The following is a 26,334-nucleotide window of genomic DNA, read 5'->3' as shown; positions in this document are numbered from 1 at the left end:
CGACCGAGACTAACCCGCTAGCTCGCGCGGCGGTTGCGGGCGAAGAGGAAGCCGCCGAAGGCCAGAAGGGCGACCACGATCGCGCCGAGGATCAGGTAGGTGGTGGTGTTGCTGTTGTTCGACTCGTTCGAGGCCAGGTCGGTCGCCGGGGTCGGGGCCGGGGCGCTGGTGGTCGGCGGGGCGACCTGGACCAGCGACTCGTCGGGGGCGGGCGCGGGCTCGGTCGTGGGGGCGGCGGTGGCGGACGGGTCGGCCACCGTGAACTTGTAGGAGCCCTTGACCGTGTGGCCGTCCGTCGAGACCACCTGGTAGGCCACCGTGTAGGCGCCGTTGGGCAGGGGGTCGAAGGTGATCGAGCCGGTCGCGCCGTCGACCTTGGGGGCCGAGGTCTCGATCTTGGCGGTGCCGGAGAGGGCGATCGTCGTGTATTCGGGGTTGAGCTTCTGCAGGAACTTCAGCTTGACGCTGGTCGGGGCCTTTTTGACCGTGGCGCCCTTGGCCGGCGTGGCTTCGGCCAGCGCGTTGTGGGCGAGCGCGGGCGCGCCGGGCAGCAGCACCGCCAGTGTCGCGGCCAGGGCGACGAGCAGGCGGGTCACGGGCTTGGTCATGGGTCACAGGTCCTTCGGTATGAAGCGGGGAGTAAGTAGTCGCTCCTCGAAGCGAGAAAGTTCCCGGACGAGCTTAGGGGAATCTCACCGATACGCCTGGGGTGTGCGCGTTCATAGTCTGCGGGCGTGCCTTTCCTCGACGACCTGCCGGCCTGGCTGGCCCTCGCGGTGGTGGCGGCGCTGGTCGCGGCCGAGGCGGCCTTCCTGGCCGGCCTGGTCCTGCCGTCGGCGACCGCGCTGGTCGCGCTGGGCCTGCTCGCCAACGAGGGGGTGGTGGGCATCGTCCCGGCCGCGCTGGTCGCCGTGGGCGCGGCGCTGCTCGGCGGCAACGGGGGATATGTCGCCGGGCGGCGCCGCGGGCCGCGGTCGCGGTGGGTCAAGGAGCGGCACTGGCGGCGGGCCGAGCGGATCTTCGAGCGTTACGGCGGGCGGTCGGTCTTCTTCGGACAGTGGGTGGCCGGAGCCCGTACGCTGGTGCCCCGCCTGGCCGGTATGAACGGCGTGTCGTACGGGCGGTTCGTCGCCTTTCACAGCCCGGCCGCGATCGGCTGGTCCCTGTGGCTGGTGCTCGGCAGCTATCTGGCCGGCGCCTCGTACGACGTGCTGGCCGCCCGCGCGGGCCGGGCCGGGGGCGCCCTGGCCGTGCTGACCGCGCTGCTCGTGGTGCTGGTGCTGGCCGGTCGCTGGCTGGGCAGCCACCCGATGCGGGCGCCCGACTGGCCGGTGCCGGCCGACAACCGCGCGGCCCGGGTGCTGACCAGCTTGACCGCGCTCGTGTTGTTCGCCCTGCTACTGCTGTTTGTCATGCCCCTGATCGTCAAGCTCAGCGGCCTGTCGGCGGCCGACGACGCCGTCACCACCTGGGCCCGCGGCCAGTGGTCGTCCGACGGTTACCGGTTCGCGCTCGAGCTGGCCACCTCGGCCAGCCCGGAGATCCTGCTCGCGGTGGCCGCCGTGGTCGTGCTGGCCCGGGCCTGGTGGCGGCGCACCGGGCTGCTCGACGGCCTGGCCCCGCTGCTGCCCCTGGCCGTCCTGACCCTGGTGCTGGCGATCGTCAGCCCGCCGTCGTGGGACGGCCCGCCCGACGTGTTCTTCCCGTCCGCGGCCGAATACGACGGCCCGGCTCCCCTCCGTGAGGCCGGCCCCGCCCTGGCCGACCTCGCCGCGGGCCAGACCGCGCAGCTGGCCGCCGTCGTGGGTCTGCTGGCCTGGCTGCTGTCGCGCCGCCTGACCTGGCCGCAGCGGGTCACCGTGGGCACGCTGGCCGCCGCCGGGGTGGTGGTCTGCGCCGGCTCGTGGGTCTATCTGGGCTGGTCCCACCTCAGCGAGACGATTGCCGCCGTGCTGCTCGGCGGCGCCTGGGCCGTGCTCAACGCGGCGATCTGGGCGTCCCGCGTTCCCAGGCGCGCCCATGTCCTAGTGTGACGGGCTATGCGCCGCCGTGTGCACGCCCTCATCGACGCCTTGCAAAGGTTGCTCGGCGGCTTCGGCACGGCGTTCATGGCCCTGGGCGCCCTGTTCTGGCTGGCCGTCGTGGCGTTGTTGTGCCCGGTCGGCATCGGCATTTTGCTCATCCCGTACGCCCGGAGGGCCGTGCGCGCCGTGGCCGACCGCGAGCGGGCCCGGCTGTCGCGCTGGGGCCCCGAGGTGCTGGGCCCGGTGTCCGACCGGTGGAGCCGGCGTGAGCTGCTCTGGCTGGTCGAGCACGCGACCGTCGGGTGGCTGCTGAGCGCGTTCGGCCTGATCGTCCCGCTCTCGGCCGTGCAGGACGTCATCTTCCCGTTCTTCTGGTGGCTCGTCCCGCCCGGCTCCACCCCCGGTCTCGTCTGGTGGCGGGTCGACAGCCAGGCCGGCGCGATCGTCGTGGCCGTCTACGGGCTGGCCTGGGTGCTGCTCGGCCTCTATCTCGCGCCGAAGCTGGCCCGGTTGCAGGCCTGGCCGGGCCGCCGCCTGCTCGCCCCGCCGCCGGGCACCGACCTCTCGCTGCGCGTGGCCGAACTGACCGCCACCCGGGCCGCGGCCCTGGATGCGCACGCCGTCGAGCTGCGCCGGATCGAGCGTTCGCTGCACGACGGCGCACAAAATCGCCTGGTCGCCGTCAGCGTGCTGCTCGGCGCGGCCCGGCGGGCGGTGACCCGCGACCCGGCGTCGGCGGGCGAGCTGCTCGACCGGGCCCAGGACGCCGCCGAGCAGGCCCTGGCCGAGCTGCGTACGGTCGTGCGCGGCATCCTCCCGCCGGTGCTCGACGGTCGCGGGCTCGACGGCGCGCTGGCCGGGCTGGCCGGTGACTCGGGCGTGCCCTGCCGGCTCGACGTGCGGCTGCCCCGCCGGTGCGCGGCCTCGGTCGAGGCGACCGCCTATTTCGTGGTGGCCGAGGCGCTGACAAACATCAACAAGCACAGCGGTGCGACCGCGGCCTCGGTCACGGCGCGTCTCGAGGATCAGCGGCTCGAAGTGACGATCGAGGACAACGGCCGTGGTGGCGCCGACGAGCACGGCGGGTCCGGGCTCACCGGGATCCGGCGCCGGGTCGAGGCGTACGACGGCAGCCTCACCCTGACCAGCCCGGCCGGTGGGCCGACGACGATGCGAGTGGAGCTGCCGTGCGGATCGTGATCGCCGAGGACGACGCGTTGCTGCGTGAGGGCCTGGCCCTGCTGCTGCGGGCCGAGGGGCTCGACGTGGTGGCGACGACCGACGGCCCGGCCGCGTTCCTGGCCGCGGTCGACGAGCACAAGCCGGATGTGGCGATCGTCGACGTGCGGATGCCGCCCACGCACACCGACGAGGGCATCGTCGCCGCCGTCGAGGCCCGCCGGCGGTTGCCCGGCCTGGCCGTGCTCGTGCTCTCGGCGTACGTGGAACAGGCTTTTGCCACGGATCTGCTGGCCGGTGGCGCGGCGGGGCTGGGGTATCTGCTCAAGGAGCGGGTGGGCCGGGTCGAGGAGTTCCTGGAGGCGCTGCATCGGGTGGCCGACGGTGGCACGGCCGTCGACCCCGAGGTGGTGGGGCTGCTGCTCGCCCGCAACAGCGCCGACAACGGCCTGGAACGGCTCAGCCCCCGCGAGCGGGACGTGCTCGCGCTGATGGCCGAGGGGCTGGGCAACGTGGCGATCGCCGAGCGCCTGGTCGTCACCGAGGGCGCCGTGCACAAGCACATCCGCAGCATCTTCGCCAAGCTCGACCTGGCGCCGAGCGACCGGGCCGACCGGCGCGTGACGGCGGTGCTGCGCTACCTGGAGGTATAGCCTGCTGTACCCGGAAGACGGCAGCTGCCTTCATCGATCTTGACCACTGCGAAAAATAGATTTCTTGGTGTCAGCGAAAGCCCGCTACACACCGAGAGGCGCAGTGATGAACGACATGGTCGCGGTCCGGGTCGAGGGACTCACCCGCACGTACGCCACCGACGGGCAGCAGGTCGTGGCCCTGGCCGGGGTGGACGCCGCGTTCGCCCGCGGCACGTTCACGGCGGTCATGGGCCCGTCCGGCTCCGGCAAGAGCACACTGCTGCAGACCGCCGCCGGCCTCGACCGCCCCACCGCGGGCAAGGTCTGGGTCGGCGACACCGAGCTGTCGAAGCTCTCCGAGACCAAGCTGACCGAGCTCCGGCGCGACCGCATCGGCTTCGTCTTCCAGGCGTTCAACCTGATCGGCGCGCTCACCGTCGAGGAGAACATCCTGCTGCCCTCGCGGCTGGCCGGCACCCGGCCGGACCGGCAGTGGGTGGCGAGCGTGATCGAGCGGGTCGGCCTGACCCCGCGGCTGGCGCACCGCCCGGCCCAGCTCTCCGGCGGCCAGCAGCAGCGAGTCGCCATCGCCCGCGCCCTGTCCGTGCGCCCCGATGTGGTCTTCGCCGACGAGCCGACCGGCGCGCTCGACACCGAGACCGCGGCCGAGGTGCTCACCCTGCTGCGCTCGATGGTCGACGAGTTCGGCCAGACCGTGGTGATGGTGACGCACGACCCGGTCGCCGCCTCGTACGCCGACCGCGTGCTCGTGCTGGCCGACGGCCGGATCGTCCGCGACCTGCCGCAGGTGGGCGCGGAGAAGATCGCCGAGCTGCTGGCGAGCCGGTGATCACGATGCTGAAGCTTGCTCTGCGCCTGCTGCGGCAGCGCCCCGGAACCTCCCTCGCCACCCTGGTCGCCCTGGCCGGCGGCGTGATGATCCTGATGAGCCTGGCCGTGTTCGTCGAATCGGGCCTGCGCTATCAGCCCGAGCCCCAGAAATACGCGGCCGCCGACGTGGTGGTCGCCCATCGTCACATCGAGATCTCCACCAAGGAGTTCGACGGCGAGGTCAGCGTCTCGCAGGTGCCCCTGCCCGAGGGCAAGGTGCCGGCCGGGCTGGCCGACAAGATCCGCGCCGTCCCGGGGGTGACCGACGTCCAGGCCGACCCGCAGGCCATCGCGATCAAGGCGTCCCCGGAGGCCATCAAGCAGATCGACGGCCTGGCCGAGGAGGCCGGGGTCGAGGCGTACGCCGGGAAGGAACGCGGCTGGGCCGAGCCATCGAGCTCGATCGAGGCCCGCTCGCTGCTGATGGAGGCGGGCGGCGCGTTCGGCGGCTACGTCGTCATGCTGATCGTCTTCGTCGTGGCCGGCACCGTCGGCCTGTCCGTCCGGCACCGCCGCCGCGACCTGGCCCTGCTGCGCGCCGTGGCCGCCACCCCGCGGCAGGTACGCACCCTGGTCGTCGCCGAGGCGGCAGTGGTCGGCCTGGCCTCGGCCGTGATCGGCATCCCGGCCGGGCTCTGGGCGACCGCCTGGACCCACGACGAGCTGGTCGCCCGCGGCTTCCTGCCGGAGAGCTTCCCGATCGCCAACCCCGCCCTCGCCGCCGCCGTCGCGGTCCTCACGACCCTGCTGATCGCCGTGGGCGCGGCCCGGATCGCGGCCCGCCGGGTCGCCCGCATCCGCCCGGCCGAGGCGCTCGGCGAGATCGCCGTCGAACCCCCGCGCGGCGGCCGCGTCCGGCTCGCGTTCGGGCTGTTCACGCTGGCCGGGGCGGGCACGTCGACGTTCTTCACGGCGGGCACCTCGGGCACGGCCGCGATGGCCGCCGCGGTCGGCATGCTCTACCTGTTCGTGCTGGCGGTCGCGCTGCTGGCGCCCTGGATCAACCTGTACGCGGCCCGGCTGCTCGCGCCGGTGCTGCGTACGGTATGGGGGGTCTCGGGGGAGCTGGCCGCAGCCAACCTGCGGGCCAACGCCCGGGGCATGGCCGCCGTGCTGAGCGCGCTGGTGCTGTCGGTCGGGTTCGGCGGCTCGGTCTGGTTCCTGCAGGACAACCTGCAGCGTCAGACGGTGACCCAGAGCCAGGACGGGCTGCTGGCCGACCGGGCCCTGACCTCGTCGGAGGGTCTGCCCGCGTCGACTGCCGACCGCGTGCGTCGTACCGGTGGTGTGCAGGCGGCGACCGGGGTGCAGCACACGTCGGTGGTCGCGCGGATCTTCGACGGGGCCGAGCCGGTCGTGGCCCGGGCGGTCGAGCCGGCCCAGCTCGCGTCCACGATGGACCTGAAGGTGCGCGAGGGCAGCCTGGCCGGGCTGACCGGCGACACGATCGCGGCCTCGGCCCTGCAGGCGTCGTCCTCGGGGTGGAAGGTCGGCGACCAGGCCGAGATGTGGCTGGCCGACGGCACCCCCGTCAAGCGCACGGTGGTCGCGATCTACGAGCGCGGGCTCGGCTTCGGCGACGTGCTGATGCCGTACGTGTCGGGGCCTTACGACGAGATCCTGGTGCGCACCGACGGGCACGCCGACGAGGCGCTGGCCGCCCTGGGGCAGGTGCGCACGGCCGACGAGCTCACCGGGCAGCTCAGCCGTGACCTGGCCATCAGCGCCTGGCTCAACAAGCTGCTGATCACGGTGATGGTGGCGTACGCGGCCCTCGCGGCCGGCAACACGATGGTGATGGCCGCCCTGGCCCGCGGCCGGGAGCTGGCGGTGCTGCGGCTGGCCGGCGTCACCCCGCGCCAGGTGCGGCGGATGGTCAACGCCGAGCAGGTGGGGCTGCTCGGGGCGGCCCTGACGGTCGGTGTGGTGATCGCCGGGATGACGCTGGTGGCCGTGGTGCGGGCGCTGACCGGCACGCTGGTGCCGTACGTGCCGCCGCTGGGCTGGGTGATCGTGCTGGGCGGGGCGATCGGGCTGGCCCTGGTCACGACGATCCTGCCGGTGAGCCGCCTGCTGCGGGTTCCGCCCGTACGAGCAGCGGGCACCAAGGAATAGCGGGGAGGATGGCGGGATGGACACCCTCCCCGCCTGGCTCCGAACCGAGATCGAGACCGTGCCGGCCTACGAGGCCTTCGCCGGGGTCGACGAACTGCACGCCGGGCTGCGGCGGATCGCGGATCGTCACCCCGGCGTCGCGTCGTTGCGGCGGTGCGGCAGCTCCCGGCAGGGCAACCCGCTCTGGTGCCTCTCCATTGGCAGCTCTGCGGAAAATGCGCCCGAGGCCCTCGCGTTCGGGCTGCCCCACCCCAACGAGCCGATCGGCGGGCTGACCGCGCTGCACCTGGCGGAACGGCTCTGCGAGGACCGTGAGCTGCGGGAACGCCTCGGGCACACGTGGCGGATCGTGGACTGCGTCGACCCGGACGGGCTGCGGCTCAACGAGGGCTGGCTGCGCGGGCCGTTCACCCGCAGCCACTACGCGCGGCACTTCTATCGGCCGGCCGGGCGCGACCAGGTCGAGTGGACGTTTCCGGTCAACCACGGCGACGCGTACTTCGACGAGCCGATCCCCGAGACGCAGGCGCTGATGCGGCTGATCGACGCGCACCGGCCGGCCTTGGTCGCGTCGCTGCACAACAGCGAGCTGGGCGGGGCGTACTACTGGCTGAGCCGGGCCGAGCCGCCGCTGCACCCGATCCTGCAGGGCATTCCCGAACATCTGGGCATTCCGCTCGACCGGGGCGAGCCCGAGGCGCCCGACCTCGAGCTGCTCGGCGACGCGATCTACGAGGCCACGCCGCTGGCGACCGTCTACGAGCGCACGATGGCCCGGCAGCAGCCGTGGATCTTCGAGGGCGGCAGCACGACCTGGTACGCCGAGCGGTGGGGCGCGCTGATCCTGGTCAGCGAGCTGCCCTACTGGCTGGATGCGCGGGCCGGGGACACGTCGCCGGCCGGGACGACGTACGCGGAGGCCTTGGCCGGGAATGCCGTCGCGCTGGCCGATCTCGGGGAGCTGCTGACCCGTACGCTCGCGGCCGTTGAGAGTTGCCTGATCGCGCCGACCTCGCCGTACTGGAGGGCAGCTCGCTTCTATGCCACGGTCGTCGAGGGCGCGGCCCAGGAGCGGCTCGCGCGCAGCAAGGAGCCGGCGTCGCAGCGCCCGGCCAGTGTGGCCGAGGCGAACTCGCTCGAGCTGAACTTCCACGAGTGGCGGCTGCGCTACGGCGGAATTCTGCTGCGGGCGCTGCAAGGCGAGGCCGCGGTGGGCAATGTGCGCGCTGCTGTCCGCTTCGCACTGGCCGAGGTGGAGCAACGCTACGGCGGCTGGCTGGAGGAGGACGCCCGCGTCGCCGAGCTCGATCCGATTGAGATCCGGCGGCTCGTCGGCGTGCAGTACGGGGCCACCATCGCCGCCGCGGCCCATTTGGCAGGACGTTTGCAATTGTGACCTACGTGGCTCTGACTTGCGGATATGGTGATTGTCGTTAGGTTAGGCTCACCTTTGACGATCATGGAGCCTTTGATGCGACTTCCGTTTCCCCGCGCCGGCCGGCTTCTGCCGGTCGCCATTCTGAGCGCCGTGGTAGCCCTCTCCGGCTGCTCGACGACCGGCACGGAGGACGACAACGCCGCGCCCGAAGCGGGATCGTCGGCCGCCTCGGCCTTCCCGGTCACCGTCACCACCGCCTTCGGCGACGTCACGGTCAGCAAGCAGCCCGAGCGTGTGGTCGCCCTGGGCTGGAGCGACGCCGACGTGGCGCTCTCGCTCGGCGTGCAGCCCGTCGGCGCCTCCGACTGGCTGGCCTTCGGCGGCGACGGCCAGGGCCCGTGGAACGCCGGCAAATACACGACGCCGCCCGAGATCCTCGGCACCCTCGAGCTCGACATGGAGAAGGTGGCGGCCCTCAAGCCCGACCTGATCCTCGACACCCGCGGCAGCGGCGAGAAGGCCCGGCACGACTCGCTGGCCAAGCTGGGCGTCCCGGTGATCGACGTCCCCAAGGGCGGCGAGATGTATCTGACCACCTGGGAGCAGCAGCTCGACATGATCGGCAAGGCGCTCGGCAAGCAGGCCGAGGCGGCCAAGCTCAAGACCGATCTCGACGCCAAGTTCACCGCGGCCGCCGCGGCCAACCCGGGCTTCAAGGACAAGACCATCGCCGCGGTCGCCCGCACCGGCGAGGGCTGGGGCGCCTACGTCACCGGTGACGGCCGCGTCGACTTCCTGACCAAGCTCGGTTTCAAGAACGCCCCGGCGATCGAGGCGCTCAAGAAGGACTCGTTCTACATCACGCTCTCCAACGAGCAGCTCGACCTGGCCAACGCCGACGTCACCGTCGTGTTCCTCATCCAGGCCACGCTCGATCAGGTCAAGGGCGACAAGCTGTTCCAGGCCGTGCCGTCGGTCAAGGCCGGCCACGTCGCCTACATGGACGACAAGGACATCTCGAACGCGTTCTCGAGCTCGTCCGTCGCCGGCCTGTCCTACGCCGTGGACAAGGTCACCCCGCTGCTGGCCACCGCCGCCGGCTGACGCCGAAGTGCCGGAGACGGATACCCGGCACCGCAGGGCCGCCGTGCTCACCACCGGACTGGTGGTGATCGCGGCGGCCCTCGCCGGAGCCGCGCTGCTGAGCCTCGCCGTCGGCGCCCGGGACGTGCCCTTCGGCACGGTGCTTCACGCCCTCGTGAACCCGGACCCGAACTCCACCCTCGACCTGATCGTCACCGAGTCGCGCGTTCCCCGGACGATCGTCGGCCTGCTCGCCGGGGCCGCGTTCGGGCTGGCCGGCGCGGTGATCCAGGGCGTCACCCGCAACCCGCTGGCCGACCCCGGCATCCTCGGCGTCAACGCCGGCGCCGGGCTCTTCATCGTCATCGCGATCAGCTTCTTCGGCATCACCAGCCTGACCGGGTACGTCTGGTTCGGCTTCCTCGGCGCCGCGATCACCTCGGTCCTCGTCTACACGATCGGGTCGATCGGCCGCGGCGGCGCCACCCCGGTCAAGCTGGCCCTGGCCGGCGCCGCGGTCACGGCCGCGCTGATCTCGTTCACCACCGCCGTGCTGATCACCGACGTCGATGCGTACGACCAGTTCCGGTTCTGGCAGGTCGGCTCGCTCGCCGGCCGGGGCACCGACGTGGCCGTCCAGAGCATCCCGTTCCTCATCCTCGGAGCCGCGCTCGCCCTGTATTCGGCCCGCGCCCTCAACGCGCTCGCCCTCGGCGACGACGTGGCCACCTCGTTCGGCCAGAACGTGATCGTGGCCCGGCTCGTCGCGGCCGGCGCGGTGGTGCTGCTCTGCGGCACGGCCACGTCGATGGCCGGCCCGCTGGTCTTCATCGGCCTGGTCATCCCGCACATCGCACGGGCGATCACCGGACCCGACCACCGCTGGCTGCTGCCCTACTCGATGCTGCTGGCCCCGCTCCTGCTGCTGATCGCCGACGTGATCGGCCGGGTCGTCGCCCGGCCGGGCGAGGTGCAGGTCGGCATCGTCACCGCGATCATCGGCGCGCCGATCTTCGTGGCCATGGCCCGCCGCGAGAAGCTGGCCGAGCTGTGAGCGCCGGTGTGGTGACCACGACCCGGCGCCGCGAGCTGGCCCGGGCCCGTACGGTGGCAGTGGCGCTGTTCGTCGGCGTGGTCGCGATGTTCCTGCTGACCCTGTCGTACGGCGATTTCCAGATCTCGCTGCCCGATGTGGTGCGCTCGCTGCTCGGCCGGTCCACCCCGGCCGGGGTCGACTACGTCATGCACGACCTGCGCCTGCCCCGGGCCTCGGTCGCGGCGTGCGCCGGGCTCGCGTTCGGCCTGGCCGGCGCGATCTTCCAGCAGCTGCTGCGCAACCCGCTGGCCAGCCCCGACGTGATCGGCGTGAGCCAGGGCGCGACCACCGCCGGGATCATCATGGTGATGGTGCTGGGCCTCGAGGGCGGCGTCGTGGCGGCCGCCGGCCTGGCCGGTGCGCTGGTCACGGCCCTGACGATCTATGCGCTGTCGTGGCGCAAGGGCGTCGGCGGCTACCGCTTCATCCTGGTCGGCATCGGCATCGGCACGGTGCTGACCAGCATCACCTCCTACATCCTGACCCGCTCGGACGTGAAGGTCGCGGCCGAGGCGATGATCTGGCTGACCGGCAGCGTCAACGGCCGCACCTGGCCGCAGATCGTCCCGCTCGCTGTGTCCCTGCTGATCCTGGTGCCGTTGGCGCTGATCCTGGGCCGGGTGCTGACCGGCATGCAGCTCGGGGACGACCTGGCCACCGCTTTCGGCGTACGGGTGCAGTGGAGCCGGTTCGCGCTGCTGATCGTGGCCGTGTGCCTGACCGGCATGGCGACCTCGGCGGCCGGCCCGATCGCCTTCGTCGCCTTCATGTCGGGGCCGATCGCCGCGCGCATGGTCGGTGGGGGCCGGCCCGTGCTCGTCCAGGCCGCCCTCGTCGGCGCCCTGCTCGTGCTGGTGGCCGACTTCATCGGCTCGCACCTGCTCGGTTCCCGGCAGTTCCCGGTCGGCGTCGTCACCGGCGTCATCGGGGCCCCCTACCTGCTGTGGCTGCTCGCCACGGCCAACCGCTCCGGCCGAGGAGGCTAATCGTGCCCTTGGATCTGCAGGCCGAACGGCTGTCGCTGGGATACGGCGAGCGGACGATCGTCCACGACCTGAGTCTGACCCTGCCCAAGGGCAAGGTCACCATCATCGTCGGGCCCAACGCGTGCGGTAAGTCGACCTTCCTGCGCGGCCTGGCCCGCCTGCTGCCGCCCGCCTCGGGCCGCGTGCTGCTCGACGGCAAATCGATCCACTCCACGCCCAGCCGCGAGGTCGCGCTCGAGCTCGGCATCCTGCCCCAGGGCCCGATCGCGCCGGACGGCATCACGGTCACCGACCTGGTCAGCCGGGGCCGGCACGTGCACCAGGGCTGGTTCCGGCGGTGGAGCGGCGATGACGACGACGCGGTGACCGCGGCCCTGACCGCCACCGGCACGCTCCCGCTGGCGGCGCGGCCGGTCGACGAGCTCTCCGGCGGGCAGCGGCAGCGCGTGTGGATCGCGATGGCGCTGGCCCAGCGTACGGGGATTTTGTTGCTCGACGAGCCGACGACCTATCTCGACATCAGCCACCAGGTCGAGGTGCTGGATCTGCTGACCGACCTCAACGAGGCCGAGGGCACGACCGTCGTGATCGTGCTGCACGAGCTCAACCTGGCCTTCCGCTACGCCGATCACGTGGTCGTGATGAAGGACGGCGCGGTGGTGACGGCGGGCGACCCCAACGAGGTGCTCACCGAGCAGATCATCGCGGAAGTGTTCGGCATGCGCTGCCGCCTCGTCGACGACCCGGTCTCGAACACCCCGATGATCGTCCCGATCGGCCGCCACCGGGTCGGAGTTCAGGAAGCCTGACGTCCGGAATCGGGTCTACCGTGCGCTCATGGCTGAGTTTCACGGCGACGATCTGACCGGCTCGACGTTCCGCGACGTCGACTTCTCCAAGTCGACGATGCGGGGCGTCGAGATGCGGGACGTGACGATCGACGGCGACATCGGCAACCTCGTGATCAACGGGGTCGACGTGGTGCCGCTGATCGAGGCCGAGCTGGACCGGCGCGACCCGCTGCGGCCCAAGATGCGTCCGGTCGATCCGGCCGGGTTCCGCGAGGCGTGGGACATCGTCGAGCGGCTCTGGGCCGGGACGGTCGACCATGCCCGTACGTTCCCGGCCGAGCAGTTGCACGAGTCGGTCGACGGTGAATGGTCGTTCATCGAGACGCTCCGGCATCTCGCCTTCGCCACCGAGTCGTGGGTGTCGCGGGCGATCCTGGGCGACCCGGCCCCGTGGCATTCGCTGAGCCTGCCCTGGGACGGGATGCCGGACACGCCGGGAGTGCCGCGCGACCGGTCGGCCCGGCCGTCGCTCGACGAGGCGCTGGCGCTGCGGCTCGACCGGATGGCCACCGTACGGCGGGTGGTCGACGACCTGACCGACGAGTCCCTGGCGGCCGACACCGTGCCGGTCGAGGGGCCGGGGTGGCCGCCGGCGCGGGCTTTCCCCGTACGGGAATGCCTGTTGATTGTCTTGAACGAGGAATGGCATCACCGGCTGTTCGCCGAGCGCGACCTGGACGTTCTGGCTAAGCGCTAGTTCCGGCGTTGTCGGTGTGGCCCAGCGAGCGGCCGGGCGCGATGCGGTCGCGCACCAGCCGCTTCAACTCGGGCAGCTCGGGGAAGCCGCCCTGTTCCTTGCGGGACCAGAGCAGCTCGCCGTCGAGGTGGATCTCGAACACGCCGCCCGTGCCCGGCATGAGCGCGACCTCACCCAGCTCCTTCTGGAACGTGGTGAGCAGCTCCTGCGCCGTCCACGCGGCCCGCAGCAACCACCGGCACTGGGTGCAGTATTCGATCTCCAACCGAGGTGTTCTCACAACTAGTCAGTATGCGCCGGGGCGATGTTGTGGTTGATCCGGAACGTGTTGGCCGGGTCGTGGCGCCGCTTGATCTCGCGCAGCCGCCGGAAGGCGTCGTCGGAGTAGGCGAGCGCGACGGTCTCGGGATCGGTGTCGCCCGCGAACATGAAGTTCAGATAGCGGCGGCCGGTCGACCACGGCCGGAGCGCGTCGATGACGGCCTGCTCGTAGGCCTCCAGCTGCGGGCCGCCACCCACCGCCGCGACGAAGACGCTGAACTCCGCGTCCGCGCGGTTGCCGACGGCGTTGGGGACCTGCGGCGGGCGGCCGAGGGCGCCGCCGAGGTGCCGGATCTCGGCCATGACCAGGGGCGAGTCCGAGCCGGGGCCGGCGAGCCGCAGGATGGTGTCGACCGCCTCGGCGGGGAGTTCGCGCAGCATGGTGGCGCGCTCGACGATCGGCATCGGGTCGACCGGATCGTTGTGGACGGCGGCCACCGCGCCGTACGGGAGCTGGGTCACCGCGTCGATGATCGGCTCGCCGAGGTCGCGGAAGGGCTGGACCAGGCGCTCGCCGTCCGGCCCGAGATGGGCGAACCGGAGGTGGGTGACCAGGCGGCCGCGCAGGGGCTCGGGCACGAACTCCACCGGCGGCAGGTTGAGCAGGCAGATCGAGGCGGTCATCTCGTCGGGCACGTCCCGCACCCACTCGCGGAACAGGTGCAGCGCCTCGCCCGCCAGCTCGCCGGGCAGGAACAGCCCGCCGCCGTAGAAGATGGTGATCGGGAAGAGGGCGAACTCCATCGCGACCACCACGCCGAAGTTGCCCTTGCTGCCGAGCAGCGCCCAGAACAGCTCGGGCTCGCTCTGCGCGGTGACATGCCGTAGCTCTCCGTCGGCCGTCACGACATCCATTGACCGTACGTGGTCGGCCGCGTATCCGTATTTGCGACCGAACGGGCCCAGGCCGCCACCGAGCGTGTAGCCGATCACCGAGACGGTCGGGGAGGAGCCGTTGAGCGCCCCCAGCCCGGCCTTGGCGGCCTGCTCGATCAGCTCGGCCCAGCGCACGCCGGCCTCGACCCGGGCCGTACGGGTGGTCTCGTCGACGGTCAGGCCGGTCATCCGGCGCGTGGTGATCAGCACCGAGCCGGCCGACGGGGTGGTGCTGCCGTGGCCGGTGCCGAGCACCGCGACCGGCAGGTCGTGCGCGGCGGCGAAGCGGACGGCGGCCTGCACGTCGGCCGGGCCGGTGGCGCCGATCACAACGGCCGGCTCGTGCCGCACGGACAGGTTGAAAGTGGACAATTCCTGCGCGTATCCGTCGTCGCCGGGGGTAAGGACGATGACCTCTTGGCGCAGGGTGTCGAGCGCGGCGTTCACTGTGGTGGACCTCTCTGATCTGCTTCCCGGTTTGCCGGGTCGAGGTCCATGAGGCCGGTTCGCGATCGACGGAGAGTTGACAAAACATAGTCGCGCCGGTCGCGGCCCGGTTTGATGGTCCGGGTGAGCGAGGACGTGCGGTATTCGGTGCTGGGCCCGGTGCGGGCGTGGCGAGGTGACGAGGAGCTCGAGCTCGGGTCGCCGCAGCAGCGGACCGTGCTGGCCGTCCTGCTGCTGCACGAGGGCCGGGCGGCCACCGCCGACACGCTGATCTCGGCGGTCTGGGGCGACGAGTCACCGCGCACCGCGATGCTCACCCTCCGCACGTACGTCTTCCGGCTGCGCAAGGTGCTCGGCGAGTCCGCGATCCGCACGGTCGCCGGTGGCTACGCGCTCTCTCTCGAGCCGGACGCCCTCGACGCGGCCGTGCACGCTCGAGCTGTGGCCCGGGCCCGGGGCGACGTGGCCGCGCTGGCCGAGGCCGATGCGCTCTGGCAGGGCGATCCGCTGGCCGACATCGCCGGCGCCTGGGCTTCGCGCCAGCGGGTCCGGCTGCAAGGTCAAAGGCAGGCCGCCGTACGCGAGAGGATCGCGCTCGACCTCGCCGCGGGCCGGGCCGGCGCGGCCGTCACCGAGCTCACCGGTCTCGTGGCCGCCCACCCGCTGGACGAGGAGCTTCGCGGGCTGCTGATGACCGCGCTGGCCGGTTCGGGTCGTCAGGCCCTGGCCGTGACGCAGTATCACGAGATCCGCACCCTGCTCGCCCACGAACTGGGCCTCGATCCCAGCCCCGACCTGCAGCGGGCCTATCACCGCTTGCTCAACCCGGCCCGGCCTGCCTCGCCCGATTCCGGCTCTCTGCTCTCGGCACTTCCGATCGAGTCGCCGCCCGCTGCAGCTCACTCACCCGCCGCGCGGCTTGTCGTGCCGGCGCAACTGCCCGCACCCGTTCGCGACTTCGTGGGTCGCGCCGACCTGCTCAACCGGCTGTCCGCCGTGCTGACCCGCGACTCCACCACCACCGTCCCGTCCGCGTCGACCGGTCTGCCCGGGGCGGCGTCCATTGTCGGCATCGTCGGGATCGGCGGTGCCGGTGCCAGCGCGCTCGCCGTCCACGTCGCCCACCGTATCCGGCCCGCCTTCCCCGACGGGCAGCTCTACGCCGACCTGCGCGGCTCCGATGCCGGCCAGGTGCTCGCCGGCTTCCTGCGCGCCTTCGGCATCACCGGCGACAGCATCCCGGCCGACCTGACCGAGCGGGCGGCCCTGTGGCGCAGCGTGGCCGACGGCCGCCGGATTCTCGTCGTGCTCGACCACGCGACCCCGCAGGATCAGCCGGACCTGCTCCTGCCTGTCACCGCAGGCGCGGCCGCGATCGTCACCGGCGGCCGGCGCCTGCCCGATCTGGCGGTCGACGAGTGGGCCACTGTGCCCCCCTTCGCTCCGGAGGAATCGGTGCAACTGCTGTCGTTCGTCATCGGCGCCGCCCGGGTGCGCGCCGAGCGGGCGGCCGCCCTGCGGCTGGCCGAGATGTGCTCCCACCTGCCGATAGCCATCCGGATGGGTGCCGAGCGGCTGCACGCCCGTCCGAACTGGACGCTGGCCGAGACCGTCGAGCGGCTCCGGGCGGAGCTGGACCACCCGGTCGTGGTGCACGGCGACTGCCGCCGGGTCTACGAGCCGCTCGAACGCCGCCTCGACGAGGTGCACGCGAGCGCACCCCGGGCCGTCGAAGCGTTCGAGCTCGGCACCCTGCTCGGTGAGCCCGAGGTGGCGCTGGCCGACGTGGCGTCGCTGCTCGGCCTCCCCGACATCGAGGCCGAGCATCTGCTGGACGACCTCGTCGACGCGCACCTGCTGGAGCCCGTCGGCTTCCGCCGCTATCGCTACCTCGACGCCCTGCGCCGGCTGGCCCAACGCCGGCTCGCCGCCCGCTCGGCGACGGTCGGCGCTCAGGGCGCGTGGCTCTAGGCCGGCTCCAGCATCGGCTCCTCGTCCTTGGCGGTGGGCTCGTCGGCCGGCTTGACCGAGCGCAGCGCCCACAGCGAGATCGGGATGCCCACCGCGACCAGGGCCGCCGCCACGACCAGCGAGAACTGGTAGCCCTCGAGGTATCGGTGCAGCTCGGAACCGGTGGCCGCGTTCGAGCGGTTGGTCAGGAGGGCGCCCAGGATCGTGATGCCGAGCAGGCCGAACACCTCGCGCGAGACGTTGAGCATGCCCGACGCGATGCCGGCCCGGGCGGCCGGAAGCGCGCCGACGACCACGTTGTTGAGGGGCACGAGCATGCCGCCGCCGACGCCGTAGACGAGGAACCAGGGCAGCAGGTCGAGATAGGTCGTGCCCTCGCCGAACGAGGAGATGCCCGCGACCGAGACGGCCATCAGCGCGAGCGCCGCCGCCACCGTGCGCCCCGCGCCGAACCGGGCCTCGAGCCGCGGCGCGACAGTCGCCATCACGGCCATGACCAGGGCCATCGGCACGAACGCGGCACCCGCCTCGGTAGGCGAGAAGCCGAGCACGTTCTGCATGTAGATCGCCGTGTAGAAGTAGATGCCGAAGACGCCGAACGCCCACAGACCCATCGCGAGCAGGCCGCCGGTGAAGAGCCGCAGGCGGAAGAAGCTGAGATCCATCATCGGGTTGGCCGAGCGCGACTCGATGATCACGAAGGCGATCGCCCCAGCCGCGGCCACCGCGAAGCCGGCCAGGATCGAGCCGCTGGTCCAGCCGCGTGACTCGCCCTCGATGAGCGCGAACGTGAGGGCGAACAGCGCCAGCGAGGAGGCGCCGAGGCCGGGCAGGTCGAGGCCGCGGCTCGTGCCCCGGCGGCCGGCCGGGATGCTCAGGAAGCCGACGACGGCGGTGGCGATGCCGATCGGCGCGTTGATCAGGAAGATCCAGCCCCAGGAGGCGTGCTCGCTGAGCCAGCCACCGGTCAGCGGGCCGAAGGCCAGGGCCAGCGCGCCGACGCCACCCCAGATGCCGACCGCGGTGGCCCGCTCGCGCGCATTCGGGAAGAGCTGGGTCAGCAGGGCCAGCGAGGCCGGGGTGAGCAGGGCCGCGCCCACACCCTGAACCGCCCGGGCGCCGATCAGCATCTCCTGGTTCTGCGCGAGGCCGGCGGCCACCGAGGCCACCGTGAAGACGGCCAGGCCGCCGAAGAACACGCCGCGCATGCCGACCACGTCGGCGATCCGGCCCCCGGCCAGCAGCAGGCCCGCGAAGACCAGGATGTACGAGCTGGCGATCCACTCCAGGCCCTCGATGCTCAGCTGCAGGTCGCGCTGGATCGAGGGGAGAGCCACGTTGACCACGTTGTTGTCGAGGTAGGTCATGAAGGTGCCCAGCGCCACCGCGACGAGCGCCCACCACCTGCGATTTGTCTGCGTTCCTACAGTCACCGGATCCCCCTTTACGGCGTCCATGTACGTCGTACATGTACCGCGTACATGGAACCTGTACGTTGTATGGTTGTCAAGTGGCAGCAGAACGACTCAGCCGAGCGACCGTCGCCGAGACCGCCCTGCGCCTGGGCGACGAGCAGGGGCTCGAGGCGGTGACGATCCGCCGGCTCGCGCAGGAGCTGGGCGTCACCCCGATGGCGCTGTATTGGCACTTCAAAAACAAGGAAGAGCTGTTCCTGGGCGTGGTCGATCACGCGCTGGCCGACGTGCGGGCCGACCGCAGCGCGGCCGATCCGTGGCCGGTGCAGCTGCGCTCGATGGTCGAGTCGCTCGTCGAGGCCATGCGGCGGCATCCGATCCTGCCCGACCTGCTGCACCAGTCCGACAAGGCCCGCGCCAACAGCTTCAGCCGCGCCACCGAGGACGTGCTCGTCCTGCTGACCCAGGCCGGGTTCACCCCGCAGGAGGGCTACTGGATCGGCAGCCACCTGCTGCACGGCGTGATCGGCCTGGTGCACGCGCAGGTCGAGACGCCCCCGCGCAACGGCGGGTGGGAGGTCAACGAGTGGCGGCGGATGCGGCGGATCGAGCTCGAGTGCCTGCCGATGGACCAGTTCCCGATGATGGTGCAGATCGGCGCGACGTACGCGGCCGAGCCCGACCCCGAGCGCTATTACACATTCGGCGTCGACCTGCTGATGGCCGGCGTCGAGTCGATGGCCCGTGGCCGGTCGGCGGCCGACCCGGTCAGTTCGTGAACGTGAAGAACTGGTAGTTGCCGTACGTCGTGGCGTTCAGCGTGTCGCCCGACTTGGCGTACAGATAGATCGCGCGGAGCCGGTATTTGACGCCGGGCGTGTGCGTGCCGGAGAGCTCGTTGTAGAGATTGCCGTACGTGTTGAGCCCGAACCAGCCGGCCTGCCAGACCTTCCACTGCGTGCCGTTGAAGTATTCGAGCTGCAGATAGACCTTGCGGCCGGGCACCGCCGGACTCTTCGTGGTGATGTAGGGATTCACCGTCTTGCGCAGGTGGTGATAGGACACTCCGCCGATCTTGGCCACCTTGTAGGACCGGGCGATCGACGTCGTCACGCTGGTCTTGACCGAGACGGTCGTGGTGGCCGTGCGCGCGCCGGTGAACAGGTCGCCGCGATAGATCGCCGAGAAGGTCGTGTGGCGGGTGACCTTGAACGTGGTCGTGACGACGCCCTGGCTGTTCGCCGTGGCCTTGCGCACGAGCCGGTTCGCCTGGTCGGCGCCGAACGGGTCGGCCCAGATCTCGACGACCCGGCTCGAATGGGTCGGGCCCAGCTTGGCCGTCAGGGTCACCGTCGTCCCGTACGCCAGCACGCCGCTGCCGCTGCGGGCCAGCGCGAGGGTCGTGGTCTTCGTGGTGCCGACCCCGAACGACTTGGTGATCGTCGCGGGGGAGTAGTCGCCGTTGCCCGCGAACGCGACGGTGTAGGTCACCGTGCCCGTCCGGGTGGGCTTGTCGGAGATGGTGAACTTGCCGTTCGCCGGGACGGTCGTCGGCCCGACGCGGCGGCTGCCGGCCGCGTCCTTGCGGGTGATCGTCACCGGCAGCCCGGCCGGGATCGGCGCGGTGAAGGCGCCGCTGATCGTGACCGTCTTGCCCAGCTCGGCCTTGGCCGGCACGGTGAGCCCGACCTTGGTCGCCAGGACGGCCGGGTCGCCGAAGATCTGCAGGTCGAACTGGCCCGCCTGGCCGGAGACCCCGAACAGGCGCGGGCCGCCCGGCTGCCAGGCCAGGCCACCCGGCTGCAGGACCCCGGCCGTCCGCACGGTGAACTGCTTGGTCGCCGTGGCCGAGTCGGCCGCGAACACGGAAACAGCCTTGCTCGAGCCGACCGCGACGCTGCCCGTCGACGACACGGCGACCGTGTTGTTGTCGGCGGCCGCGGTGTAGTTCTGGATCGTGCTCAGGTCGGCCGGCTTCACCGCCCGGGCCAGGCCCTGGCTGCCCGCCACGAGCAGGCGGCCGGCGCCGAACGCGAGCGCCTTGGCCTGCCCGGCGCCGGCCTGGGCGGTGACGACGGCGGGGGTCGCGGGCGCGACGTCCGCGACGGCGACGGTGCCGGGGGTGGCGGCCGGGTCGGCGGCGGCCAGCAGGGAGCCCGACCCGGTCAGCACCGGGGTGGCCGTGAGGCCGGTGCTGACGGCGTCGGGCACGAGGTCGGGCTCGTCGCCGCCGCGGTCGAGCCGGCCGATCCCGCCGTCCGCCTCGCCGAACCAGATGCGGTCGCCCGCGGCGGCCAGCGAGACGGGCCGGACGTTGCCGGTGGCCGTGAAGGTCTGGAGCCGGGTGCCGTCCGGCTTGAAGACGACGATCGCCTTGGCGTCGGGAACGGCGGCGTAGACGTCACCGTCCTCCTCGTCGAGCGCGAGGCCGGCGATGCTGGGCAGCTTGTCGGTCGTCTTCTGCACCACACCGGCGTAGTTCGTGGTGATCAACTTGCCGGCCGCCGGGTCGCTGATGAAGATCAGCTGGCTCTTCGGGTTGACCACGATGTCGCCGAACGAGGTGATCGGCAGCGGGGCGGTGAGGTCGACGGCGTGGGCCGGGCCGGAGACGCTCAGGACGAGCGCGGTCGACCCCGCGACGAGGGCGGCGGACAGCGCTGCGCGAACGATCCGATGCGACACGGACCGCATAGTAAAGGCGCGGGCGGGGCGGGCTGATCATACGAACGGACCCGGATTTCTGTCGTACCTCCTCGATAGCGTCGGCCGCATGGAAGTGAGTCGTACGCGTGCCTGGGTCGCCCTGGCGGCGCTGTCGCTCGGCGCCTTTCTTTACGTCACGGTCGAGACCCTGCCGATCGGCCTGCTGGCGGCCATGGCCGGCGACCTCGGCGTCAGCGAGTCCTCGATCGGCCTGCTCGTCACGGCGTACGGGTTCGTGGTCGTGGCGGTCACGGTGCCGCTGGTCCGGCTGACGGCCGGGTGGCCGCGGCGGCGCCTGCTGGTGTTGCTGCTGGCGGTGTTCGTGGTCGCCACGGCCCTGTCCGCCCTGGCCCTGAACTATCCGTCACTGCTGGCGGCGCGGGTCGTGATCGCCCTGAGCCAGTCCGTCTTCTGGGCCGTGATCACCCCCGCCGCGGCCGGCCTGTTCCCCCAGCGACTGCGCGGCCGGGCGCTGTCGATGATCTATGCCGGCAGCTCCACCGCGCCGCTGGTCGGCGTGCCGCTGGGCACGTGGCTGGGCCAGCAGGCCAGCTGGCGGCTGCCGTTCCTCGCCCTGGGCGGGCTCGGTGTGGTCGTCCTGATCGTCGTGCTGACGCTGCTGCCCGAGACCCCACGCGGCGAGAGCGACGCCGACCGCGGCACGGCCCCCGACGCCGGCCGCTATCGCACGCTCGTCGTGGCCAGCGCGATCACGGTCTCCGGAGCCTTCGCCGCCTTCACTTACGTTGACCCTTTCCTGACCCGGGTCAGCGGCATCGACCCGGCCGCCCTGGGCCCGATCCTCGCCCTGCGCGGCGTGGCCGGCCTGGTCGGCGTGGTCGTCGCGGGCCTGGTCGTGGGTCGCTGGGGCTGGCCGAGCTTCCTGACCGTCACCGTCGTCCAGGCCGTGACGCTGGGCGCCCAGTTCGCCTTCGGCACCGACCAGCTGACCGCCGTCGTCACCACCGCGGTGGCCGGCTTCGCCCTCTCCGGCATGGCCTCGATCCTCGGCACCCGGGTGCTGGAGGTCGCCCCGGGCAGCACCGACATGGCCGCCGCGGGCACCTCCACGGCCTTCAACGTCGGCATCACCGGCGGCGCCCTGCTGGGCAGTGCCCTGCTGACCGGCGCCGGCCCCCGTTCCCCGGCACTGGCCGGCGCCGTCCTGTCCGCCGTGGCCGTGCTGGTCATCCTGGCCGAACCCCGCCTGTCCACCGCCCGCCGCTCCCAGTCGGTCCCCCAGCCGGCCCGCTGACCCCCGATCCCCGACGCCCGCCCCAGCTCAGCCCGCCCCAGCCCAGGGCAGCCCGTCCAGCCCCGCCCCAGCCCGGCCCGCCGCGGCCCGGGCCCTAGCTGCGAATGGGCGCCAGTCCTCGCGCGTGCGGGATCGGCTCAGCGGGCCCTGGCGGTCAGGCGGGTGATCAGCGGGATCGGCCAGCGCGTCAAGCGGATCGGCTCCCGGCGCACGTCGGCAAGCTCCCGCTCGGCGGCCCGCCGGGCCCGGCTCAGGCTCCAGCGCACGTCATAGATCCAGAGCCGCCCACCCGGCCGCAACACCCGGCGCAGGTCGCGGATCCCGGCGTCCACTTGCGACCAGTGATGCTGGCTCAGCGACGAGACGATCAGGTCGAAGCTCGCGTCGGGGTAGGGAAGCGCGGCCACGTCGCCGACGCTGAAGGTCACCCGGCCGCCCTGACCCCGGGCGTATTCGATCATCTGCGGCGACAGGTCGATCCCGTCGATGACCCAGGTCGGCTCGACGGCGGCGAGCGCGCGGGGGATCCGGCCCGGCCCGGTTCCGACGTCGAGCACCCTCGTGCCGTCGGGCAGGCCCAGCTCGTGCGCGTCGGCCACCACTCGGTCGTAGAGCTTGCGGCCCAGCCGGAACGCGTGGCGGTCGTACTGCTCGGCGTGCGTGAACGTCTGCATGATTGACTCCCGAACTTAGTGTTCACTTCCGAACAGAGTGTTCGGTTATGGTGAGCGGGTCAACGGGCGGAATCGCACGTCGGTCCCGAACCGAACAGATCGGCGAAAGTGCCCGCAAACCTGGAGGGCGAGATGGCGGCGGTCGAGGACCGGCGGGTCCGGCGTACGCGGGCGGCTCTTCGCCAGGCCATGGTCGAGCTCGTCGTGGAACGGGGCTACGACCGGGTCACCGTGCGGGACGTGCTGGACCGGGCCGACATCGGGCGGTCGACGTTCTATGCGCACTATCGCGACAAGGACGCCCTCTTCGCGTCCTGCTTCGAGGATCTGCGCGAGGGCTTGCAACGCGAGATGGCCCTGCTCGAGGGCGGCCGAGGCGGCGGCCCGGCCGACCCGATCAAACCGATCAGCGTCATCTTCGAGCACGCCCACCGGCACCCGCAGATCTATCGCGCGGTCGGCACCACCCACCTGCACCAGATGATCTTCGAGGTGATGCGTGACCACCTCTGCACCCACGACGACCTGCGGCTCCCCGTCGACGTGGCCGCCGAATATCACGCGAGCGCCCTCGTCGGCATCCTCGGCTGGTGGGTGCGTGCGGGCTTCCCGCACGGCCCGGCCGAGATGGCCCGCATGATCCGCGAACTGACGGCCGGCGGCTTGGGGCACGTGACCGCCCCCTGACGCGGCGAGCCCGCTGTCGGCGGCATCACGGCCGCGTGATCGTTCGAGGCGGCAGACTGTCGGCATGCGCGCATTCGTGATCACCGGGCCGGGACGCTCCGAGGTCGTCGAGGTGGACCCGCCCGTCGCCGGCCCCGGCGAGGTGGTCGTCGACGTCGAGCGGGCCGGTGTCTGCGGCACCGACATGGAGTTCTTCGGCGGCGACATGGCCTACCTGGCCAGCGGCGACGCCACGTACCCGGTCCGCATCGGCCACGAATGGAGCGGCGTCGTGGCCACGGTCGGCGCCGGGGTCGACCCGTCGTGGCTGGGCAAGCGCGTCACCGGCGACACGATGCTCGGCTGCGGCCACTGCGCGCGCTGCCGCAACGGCCGCCAGCACCTCTGCGCCGACCGCTACGAGATCGGCATCCGCCACGGCTGGCCGGGGGCGCTGGCCGAGAGCCTGCCCGTGCCGGCCAAGGCCCTCTTCGAGCTGCCCGATGCGGTCGATCCGACCCTCGGCGCCCTGGTCGAGCCGGGTGGCAACGCCCTGCGCGCGGTCCGGGCGGCCGACCCGGCGCCGGGCTCCCCGACGCTGATCATGGGGCCGGGCACGATCGGCCTGCTCGCCGCCATGTTCGCGCGGGCCCGCGGCGCGCACGTCCACCTGCTCGGGGCCACCCCGGAGTCGCTCGCCTTCGCCCGCGAGCTGGGCTTCGCCGACGCGTGGACCCGGGACGACTTGCCCTCGATCCCGTTCGACTCGATCATCGACGCCACCAACGCGCACGACCTGCCGGCGTTCGCGGTCGACCGGGTCGAGCCCGGCGGACGGGTCGTCTGTATCGGCATCGCCGGCGAGCCGTCCCTCGTGGACACCCGCCGGGTCGTGCTCGAGGACCTCACCGTCGTCGGCATCCTGAGCGCGTCGGGCGGACTCGGTGAGACCATCGAGACCTACGCCTCGGGGGCCGTTGATCCTCGACCGCTGGTCGCCGAGACGGTCGGACTGGAGGAGGCGGCCGACGTGCTCGCCGGCCGGCGCAGCGGATCGGCACCGAAGATTCACATCGACCCACGAGGATGAGGCTATGACCTACGTTGTGGTGGGCGGCGGCCTGGCTGCCGCCAAGGCGGTGGAGACGCTGCGCGACGAGGGCTTCCACGGCCCGGTCACGCTGATCGGCGCCGAGACGGACCGGCCGTACGAGCGTCCGCCGCTCTCGAAGGGTCTGCTGCTCGGCACCGACGAGCCCGAGAGCGTCTTCGTGCACTCGCGGGACTGGTATCCGGAGCACAACATCGACCTGCGGCTGGGCACCACGGTCACCGCGATCGACCGCGACGCCAAGGTCGTGCGGCTGGCCGAGGGCGACGAGATCGCGTACGAGAAGCTTTTGCTGGCGACCGGCTCGAGCCCGCGCCCGCTCCCGGTTCCGGGCGGAGAAAGAGCCTTCCTTCTCCGTACGCTTTCCGACTCGCACCGCATCTCCGCCGCCGTCACCAGCACGGCCCGGGTCGTGGTGATCGGCGCGGGTTGGATCGGCCTCGAGGTCGCCGCGGCCGCTCGCAGCCGCGGCGCCGACGTGACCGTCGTGGGCACGGCCGCGCTGCCGCTGCAGAAGGTGCTCGGCGACGAGATGGCCCAGGTCTTCGCCGATCTGCATCGGGCCAACGGCACCAAGCTCGTGCTCGGCGCCCAGGTCACCGAGGTCACCCCGACCGAGGTGGTGCTGGCCGACGGCCGGCGGCTGCCCGCCGACGTGGTGATCGCCGGCATCGGCGTGAACCCCAACATCGCCCTGGCCGACCACGCCGGCCTCGCGATCGACAACGGCGTGCTCGTCTCGCCGAGCCTGGCCACCAGCGACCCGGACATCTTCGCGGCCGGCGACATCGCCCACGTCGACCACGCCTTCCTCGGGCGGCGGATCCGGGTCGAGCACTGGGACGTGGCCATCCACACCGGCCAGGCCGCGGCCCGGGCGATGCTCGGCCAGGAGGTCTCCTACGACCGCCTGCCCTATTTCTTCACCGACCAATACGACCTCGGCATGGAATACACCGGGTTCGCCCCGCCCGGCGCCGAGGTGGTCGTCCGCGGGGATCTCGCCGCCCGCGAGTTCATTGCGTTCTGGCTGGTCGACGGCCGGGTCGCGGCCGGCATGAACGTCAACATCTGGGACGTCGCCGACCAGATCGGCGACCTCATCCACTCCCGGGCCGCGATCGACCCCGAGCGACTGGCCGATCCAGGCCTCGAGCTAGCCGCATTGCGCGGCTGACCTGCCCGTTCGCACAATCTGTCCGTCGGGTGCCGGGCCCGTCGGCGACGCTGATCGGGCAATTGACGACGACCGGCATCAGGGGCGAACGATGTCGACCGACTTTTGGCCCGCCGAGGTGCTGCGGCACGAACGGCGCCGACCCGACGTCGCGGTCTTCACCTGCCGGACGGCGCGACCGCTGCCGTACCGGGCCGGGCAGCACGTCACCATCGAGTGCCCGTATCTGCCGTGGCGGTCGTCGGCCTACTCGATGGCGAACGCGCCCCGGCCCGACCGCCGCATCGAGTTCCACGTGCGCGCGGGCCGGCCCGGCGACGTGTCGGCCGCGCTGGTCGAGCGGCTGAAACCCGGCGACACGCTGCGCCTGAGCGCGCCCCGGGGCTCGCTGTCGCTCGACCCGTACTCCCGGCGGGATCTCGTCTTCGTCGCGGCGGGCACCGGGCTGGCCGCCGCGAAGGCGCTGCTCGACGAGCTGTCCCGGGTCAACCGGACGCGCTGGATCCACCTGTTTCGCGGCGAGCGCGACGAGGCCGGCTTCTACGACCGCGAGGCCCTGGACCGGCTGGCCCAGCGGCACCCCTGGCTGACCGTCACCCGGGCCGTGTGTGACGTCGCCGAGCTCGTGGCCAGCCATGGGCCCTGGCCCGACCACGACTTCTATCTCAGTGGACCACCCACCATGGTGTCCACGACGCTGCGCCGGCTGGAGAGCTCACGAGTTCCGGTCTCGCGCATCCACTTCGACGCCCCGGCGCAGCTTCAGTTCTGACTTCCCTA

General features: G+C 72.1%; 24 protein-coding genes. 18 read left to right on the top strand and 6 right to left on the bottom strand.

Features of this window, described 5'->3' with window-relative positions; all coding sequences use genetic code 11:
• Positions 1-17: 17 nt before the first annotated feature.
• Positions 18-608 (bottom strand): copper resistance CopC family protein, encoded by a 591-nt coding sequence (locus JKJ07_RS23135; protein ID WP_202993781.1) that lies wholly within the window; start codon positions 606-608, stop codon positions 18-20.
• A 126-nt stretch (positions 609-734) separates the two neighbouring features.
• Between JKJ07_RS23135 and JKJ07_RS23130 the strand changes: the two genes are divergently transcribed.
• The 11 genes from JKJ07_RS23130 to JKJ07_RS23080 all read left to right on the top strand — a co-directional run bounded on the left by JKJ07_RS23130 (position 735) and on the right by JKJ07_RS23080 (position 12,935).
• Complete coding sequence (locus tag JKJ07_RS23130) at positions 735-2,033, top strand: VTT domain-containing protein (RefSeq protein ID WP_202993780.1); 1,299 nt, start codon at positions 735-737, stop codon at positions 2,031-2,033.
• 6 nt (positions 2,034-2,039) lie between these two features.
• A complete protein-coding gene (locus tag JKJ07_RS23125) occupies positions 2,040-3,224 on the top strand; it encodes a sensor histidine kinase (protein WP_202993779.1) in 1,185 nt (394 codons plus the stop codon).
• Entirely contained in the window at positions 3,212-3,856 is a 645-nt protein-coding gene (locus tag JKJ07_RS23120) for a response regulator (RefSeq protein ID WP_202993778.1), read from the top strand. The genes JKJ07_RS23125 and JKJ07_RS23120 overlap by 13 nt, the downstream gene beginning before the upstream one ends.
• Before the next feature lie 115 nt (positions 3,857-3,971).
• Positions 3,972-4,688, top strand: coding sequence for an ABC transporter ATP-binding protein (locus JKJ07_RS23115; RefSeq protein WP_202994029.1), 717 nt, complete (start codon positions 3,972-3,974; stop codon positions 4,686-4,688).
• 5 nt (positions 4,689-4,693) lie between these two features.
• Positions 4,694-6,844 carry an FtsX-like permease family protein gene (locus JKJ07_RS23110; protein WP_202993777.1) on the top strand — a complete coding sequence of 717 codons (2,151 nt, stop codon included), beginning with the start codon at positions 4,694-4,696 and terminating at the stop codon, positions 6,842-6,844.
• Between the two features lie 16 nt (positions 6,845-6,860).
• The gene (locus tag JKJ07_RS23105) at positions 6,861-8,240 is read left to right on the top strand and encodes a M14 family zinc carboxypeptidase (protein WP_202993776.1); all 1,380 of its coding nucleotides are present in this window, start codon (positions 6,861-6,863) and stop codon (positions 8,238-8,240) included.
• Positions 8,241-8,315: 75 nt separating this feature from the next.
• A complete protein-coding gene (locus JKJ07_RS23100; RefSeq protein WP_202993775.1) occupies positions 8,316-9,326 on the top strand; it encodes an iron-siderophore ABC transporter substrate-binding protein in 1,011 nt (336 codons plus the stop codon).
• Positions 9,327-9,333: 7 nt separating this feature from the next.
• Positions 9,334-10,359 (top strand): FecCD family ABC transporter permease, encoded by a 1,026-nt coding sequence (locus JKJ07_RS23095; RefSeq protein WP_307834358.1) that lies wholly within the window; start codon positions 9,334-9,336, stop codon positions 10,357-10,359.
• Positions 10,356-11,387, top strand: coding sequence for a FecCD family ABC transporter permease (locus JKJ07_RS23090; RefSeq protein WP_202993774.1), 1,032 nt, complete (start codon positions 10,356-10,358; stop codon positions 11,385-11,387). Before JKJ07_RS23095 ends, JKJ07_RS23090 begins: the two co-directional genes overlap by 4 nt.
• 2 nt (positions 11,388-11,389) lie before the next feature.
• The gene (locus JKJ07_RS23085; protein ID WP_438871434.1) at positions 11,390-12,196 is read left to right on the top strand and encodes an ABC transporter ATP-binding protein; all 807 of its coding nucleotides are present in this window, start codon (positions 11,390-11,392) and stop codon (positions 12,194-12,196) included.
• Between the two features lie 28 nt (positions 12,197-12,224).
• Positions 12,225-12,935 (top strand): DinB family protein, encoded by a 711-nt coding sequence (locus JKJ07_RS23080; RefSeq protein ID WP_202993773.1) that lies wholly within the window; start codon positions 12,225-12,227, stop codon positions 12,933-12,935.
• On the opposite strand, the gene JKJ07_RS23075 is transcribed toward JKJ07_RS23080, so the two are convergent.
• Together JKJ07_RS23075 and JKJ07_RS23070 are read right to left on the bottom strand one after the other, a co-directional pair.
• Positions 12,925-13,215: an Rdx family protein gene (locus JKJ07_RS23075; RefSeq protein ID WP_202993772.1), complete on the bottom strand. Its 291-nt coding sequence runs from the start codon at positions 13,213-13,215 to the stop codon at positions 12,925-12,927. The genes JKJ07_RS23080 and JKJ07_RS23075 overlap by 11 nt on opposite strands.
• A 2-nt stretch (positions 13,216-13,217) precedes the next feature.
• Positions 13,218-14,579 carry an FAD-binding oxidoreductase gene (locus tag JKJ07_RS23070; RefSeq protein ID WP_202993771.1) on the bottom strand — a complete coding sequence of 454 codons (1,362 nt, stop codon included), beginning with the start codon at positions 14,577-14,579 and terminating at the stop codon, positions 13,218-13,220.
• Positions 14,580-14,702: 123 nt separating this feature from the next.
• Between JKJ07_RS23070 and JKJ07_RS23065 the strand changes: the two genes are divergently transcribed.
• Positions 14,703-16,550, top strand: a complete 1,848-nt coding sequence (locus tag JKJ07_RS23065; RefSeq protein WP_202993770.1) for an AfsR/SARP family transcriptional regulator — start codon at positions 14,703-14,705, stop codon at positions 16,548-16,550.
• On the opposite strand, the gene JKJ07_RS23060 is transcribed toward JKJ07_RS23065, so the two are convergent.
• Positions 16,547-17,983, bottom strand: coding sequence for an MFS transporter (locus JKJ07_RS23060; protein WP_307834357.1), 1,437 nt, complete (start codon positions 17,981-17,983; stop codon positions 16,547-16,549). The genes JKJ07_RS23065 and JKJ07_RS23060 overlap by 4 nt on opposite strands.
• Before the next feature lie 77 nt (positions 17,984-18,060).
• Here JKJ07_RS23060 and JKJ07_RS23055 point away from each other — a divergent pair, with 77 nt between their 5' ends.
• Positions 18,061-18,744, top strand: coding sequence for a TetR/AcrR family transcriptional regulator (locus JKJ07_RS23055; protein ID WP_307834356.1), 684 nt, complete (start codon positions 18,061-18,063; stop codon positions 18,742-18,744).
• On the opposite strand, the gene JKJ07_RS23050 is transcribed toward JKJ07_RS23055, so the two are convergent.
• Entirely contained in the window at positions 18,734-20,650 is a 1,917-nt protein-coding gene (locus tag JKJ07_RS23050) for an NHL repeat-containing protein (protein WP_202993767.1), read from the bottom strand. The genes JKJ07_RS23055 and JKJ07_RS23050 overlap by 11 nt on opposite strands.
• Before the next feature lie 88 nt (positions 20,651-20,738).
• On the opposite strand from JKJ07_RS23050, the gene JKJ07_RS23045 reads away from it, so the two are divergent.
• Positions 20,739-21,926: an MFS transporter gene (locus JKJ07_RS23045; RefSeq protein WP_202993766.1), complete on the top strand. Its 1,188-nt coding sequence runs from the start codon at positions 20,739-20,741 to the stop codon at positions 21,924-21,926.
• 137 nt (positions 21,927-22,063) lie between these two features.
• Here JKJ07_RS23045 and JKJ07_RS23040 read toward each other — a convergent pair whose 3' ends face one another.
• Positions 22,064-22,600 (bottom strand): class I SAM-dependent methyltransferase, encoded by a 537-nt coding sequence (locus tag JKJ07_RS23040; protein ID WP_202993765.1) that lies wholly within the window; start codon positions 22,598-22,600, stop codon positions 22,064-22,066.
• Between the two features lie 108 nt (positions 22,601-22,708).
• Here JKJ07_RS23040 and JKJ07_RS51195 point away from each other — a divergent pair, with 108 nt between their 5' ends.
• The 4 genes from JKJ07_RS51195 (at position 22,709) to JKJ07_RS23020 (ending at position 26,326) form a co-directional block, all read left to right on the top strand.
• The gene (locus tag JKJ07_RS51195) at positions 22,709-23,287 is read left to right on the top strand and encodes a TetR/AcrR family transcriptional regulator (RefSeq protein WP_202993764.1); all 579 of its coding nucleotides are present in this window, start codon (positions 22,709-22,711) and stop codon (positions 23,285-23,287) included.
• A 64-nt stretch (positions 23,288-23,351) separates the two neighbouring features.
• Positions 23,352-24,356 (top strand): zinc-dependent alcohol dehydrogenase, encoded by a 1,005-nt coding sequence (locus JKJ07_RS23030; protein WP_202993763.1) that lies wholly within the window; start codon positions 23,352-23,354, stop codon positions 24,354-24,356.
• A 4-nt stretch (positions 24,357-24,360) separates the two neighbouring features.
• Complete coding sequence (locus JKJ07_RS23025; RefSeq protein ID WP_202993762.1) at positions 24,361-25,554, top strand: NAD(P)/FAD-dependent oxidoreductase; 1,194 nt, start codon at positions 24,361-24,363, stop codon at positions 25,552-25,554.
• 91 nt (positions 25,555-25,645) lie between these two features.
• The gene (locus JKJ07_RS23020) at positions 25,646-26,326 is read left to right on the top strand and encodes an FAD-binding oxidoreductase (protein ID WP_202993761.1); all 681 of its coding nucleotides are present in this window, start codon (positions 25,646-25,648) and stop codon (positions 26,324-26,326) included.
• The last annotated feature ends 8 nt before the right edge of the window (positions 26,327-26,334 follow it).

This window comes from Paractinoplanes lichenicola (genome assembly GCF_016785085.1).
Taxonomy (GTDB): Bacteria; Actinomycetota; Actinomycetes; order Mycobacteriales; family Micromonosporaceae; genus Actinoplanes; species Actinoplanes lichenicola.
This window is presented reverse-complemented; position numbering and strand designations above follow the sequence as displayed.

Bases quoted from the DNA above. Each gene is read 5' to 3' on its own strand.
- JKJ07_RS23135 (WP_202993781.1), bottom strand. From the start codon at position 608: ATGACCAAGCCCGTGACCCGCCTGCTCGTCGCCCTGGCCGCGACACTG.
- JKJ07_RS23125 (WP_202993779.1), top strand. From the start codon at position 2,040: ATGCGCCGCCGTGTGCACGCCCTCATCGACGCCTTGCAAAGGTTGCTC.
- JKJ07_RS23115 (WP_202994029.1), top strand. From the start codon at position 3,972: ATGGTCGCGGTCCGGGTCGAGGGACTCACCCGCACGTACGCCACCGAC.
- JKJ07_RS23110 (WP_202993777.1), top strand. From the start codon at position 4,694: ATGCTGAAGCTTGCTCTGCGCCTGCTGCGGCAGCGCCCCGGAACCTCC.
- JKJ07_RS23105 (WP_202993776.1), top strand. From the start codon at position 6,861: ATGGACACCCTCCCCGCCTGGCTCCGAACCGAGATCGAGACCGTGCCG.
- JKJ07_RS23100 (WP_202993775.1), top strand. From the start codon at position 8,316: ATGCGACTTCCGTTTCCCCGCGCCGGCCGGCTTCTGCCGGTCGCCATT.
- JKJ07_RS23080 (WP_202993773.1), top strand. From the start codon at position 12,225: ATGGCTGAGTTTCACGGCGACGATCTGACCGGCTCGACGTTCCGCGAC.
- JKJ07_RS23045 (WP_202993766.1), top strand. From the start codon at position 20,739: ATGGAAGTGAGTCGTACGCGTGCCTGGGTCGCCCTGGCGGCGCTGTCG.
- JKJ07_RS23040 (WP_202993765.1), bottom strand. From the start codon at position 22,600: ATGCAGACGTTCACGCACGCCGAGCAGTACGACCGCCACGCGTTCCGG.
- JKJ07_RS23030 (WP_202993763.1), top strand. From the start codon at position 23,352: ATGCGCGCATTCGTGATCACCGGGCCGGGACGCTCCGAGGTCGTCGAG.
- JKJ07_RS23025 (WP_202993762.1), top strand. From the start codon at position 24,361: ATGACCTACGTTGTGGTGGGCGGCGGCCTGGCTGCCGCCAAGGCGGTG.
- JKJ07_RS23020 (WP_202993761.1), top strand. From the start codon at position 25,646: ATGTCGACCGACTTTTGGCCCGCCGAGGTGCTGCGGCACGAACGGCGC.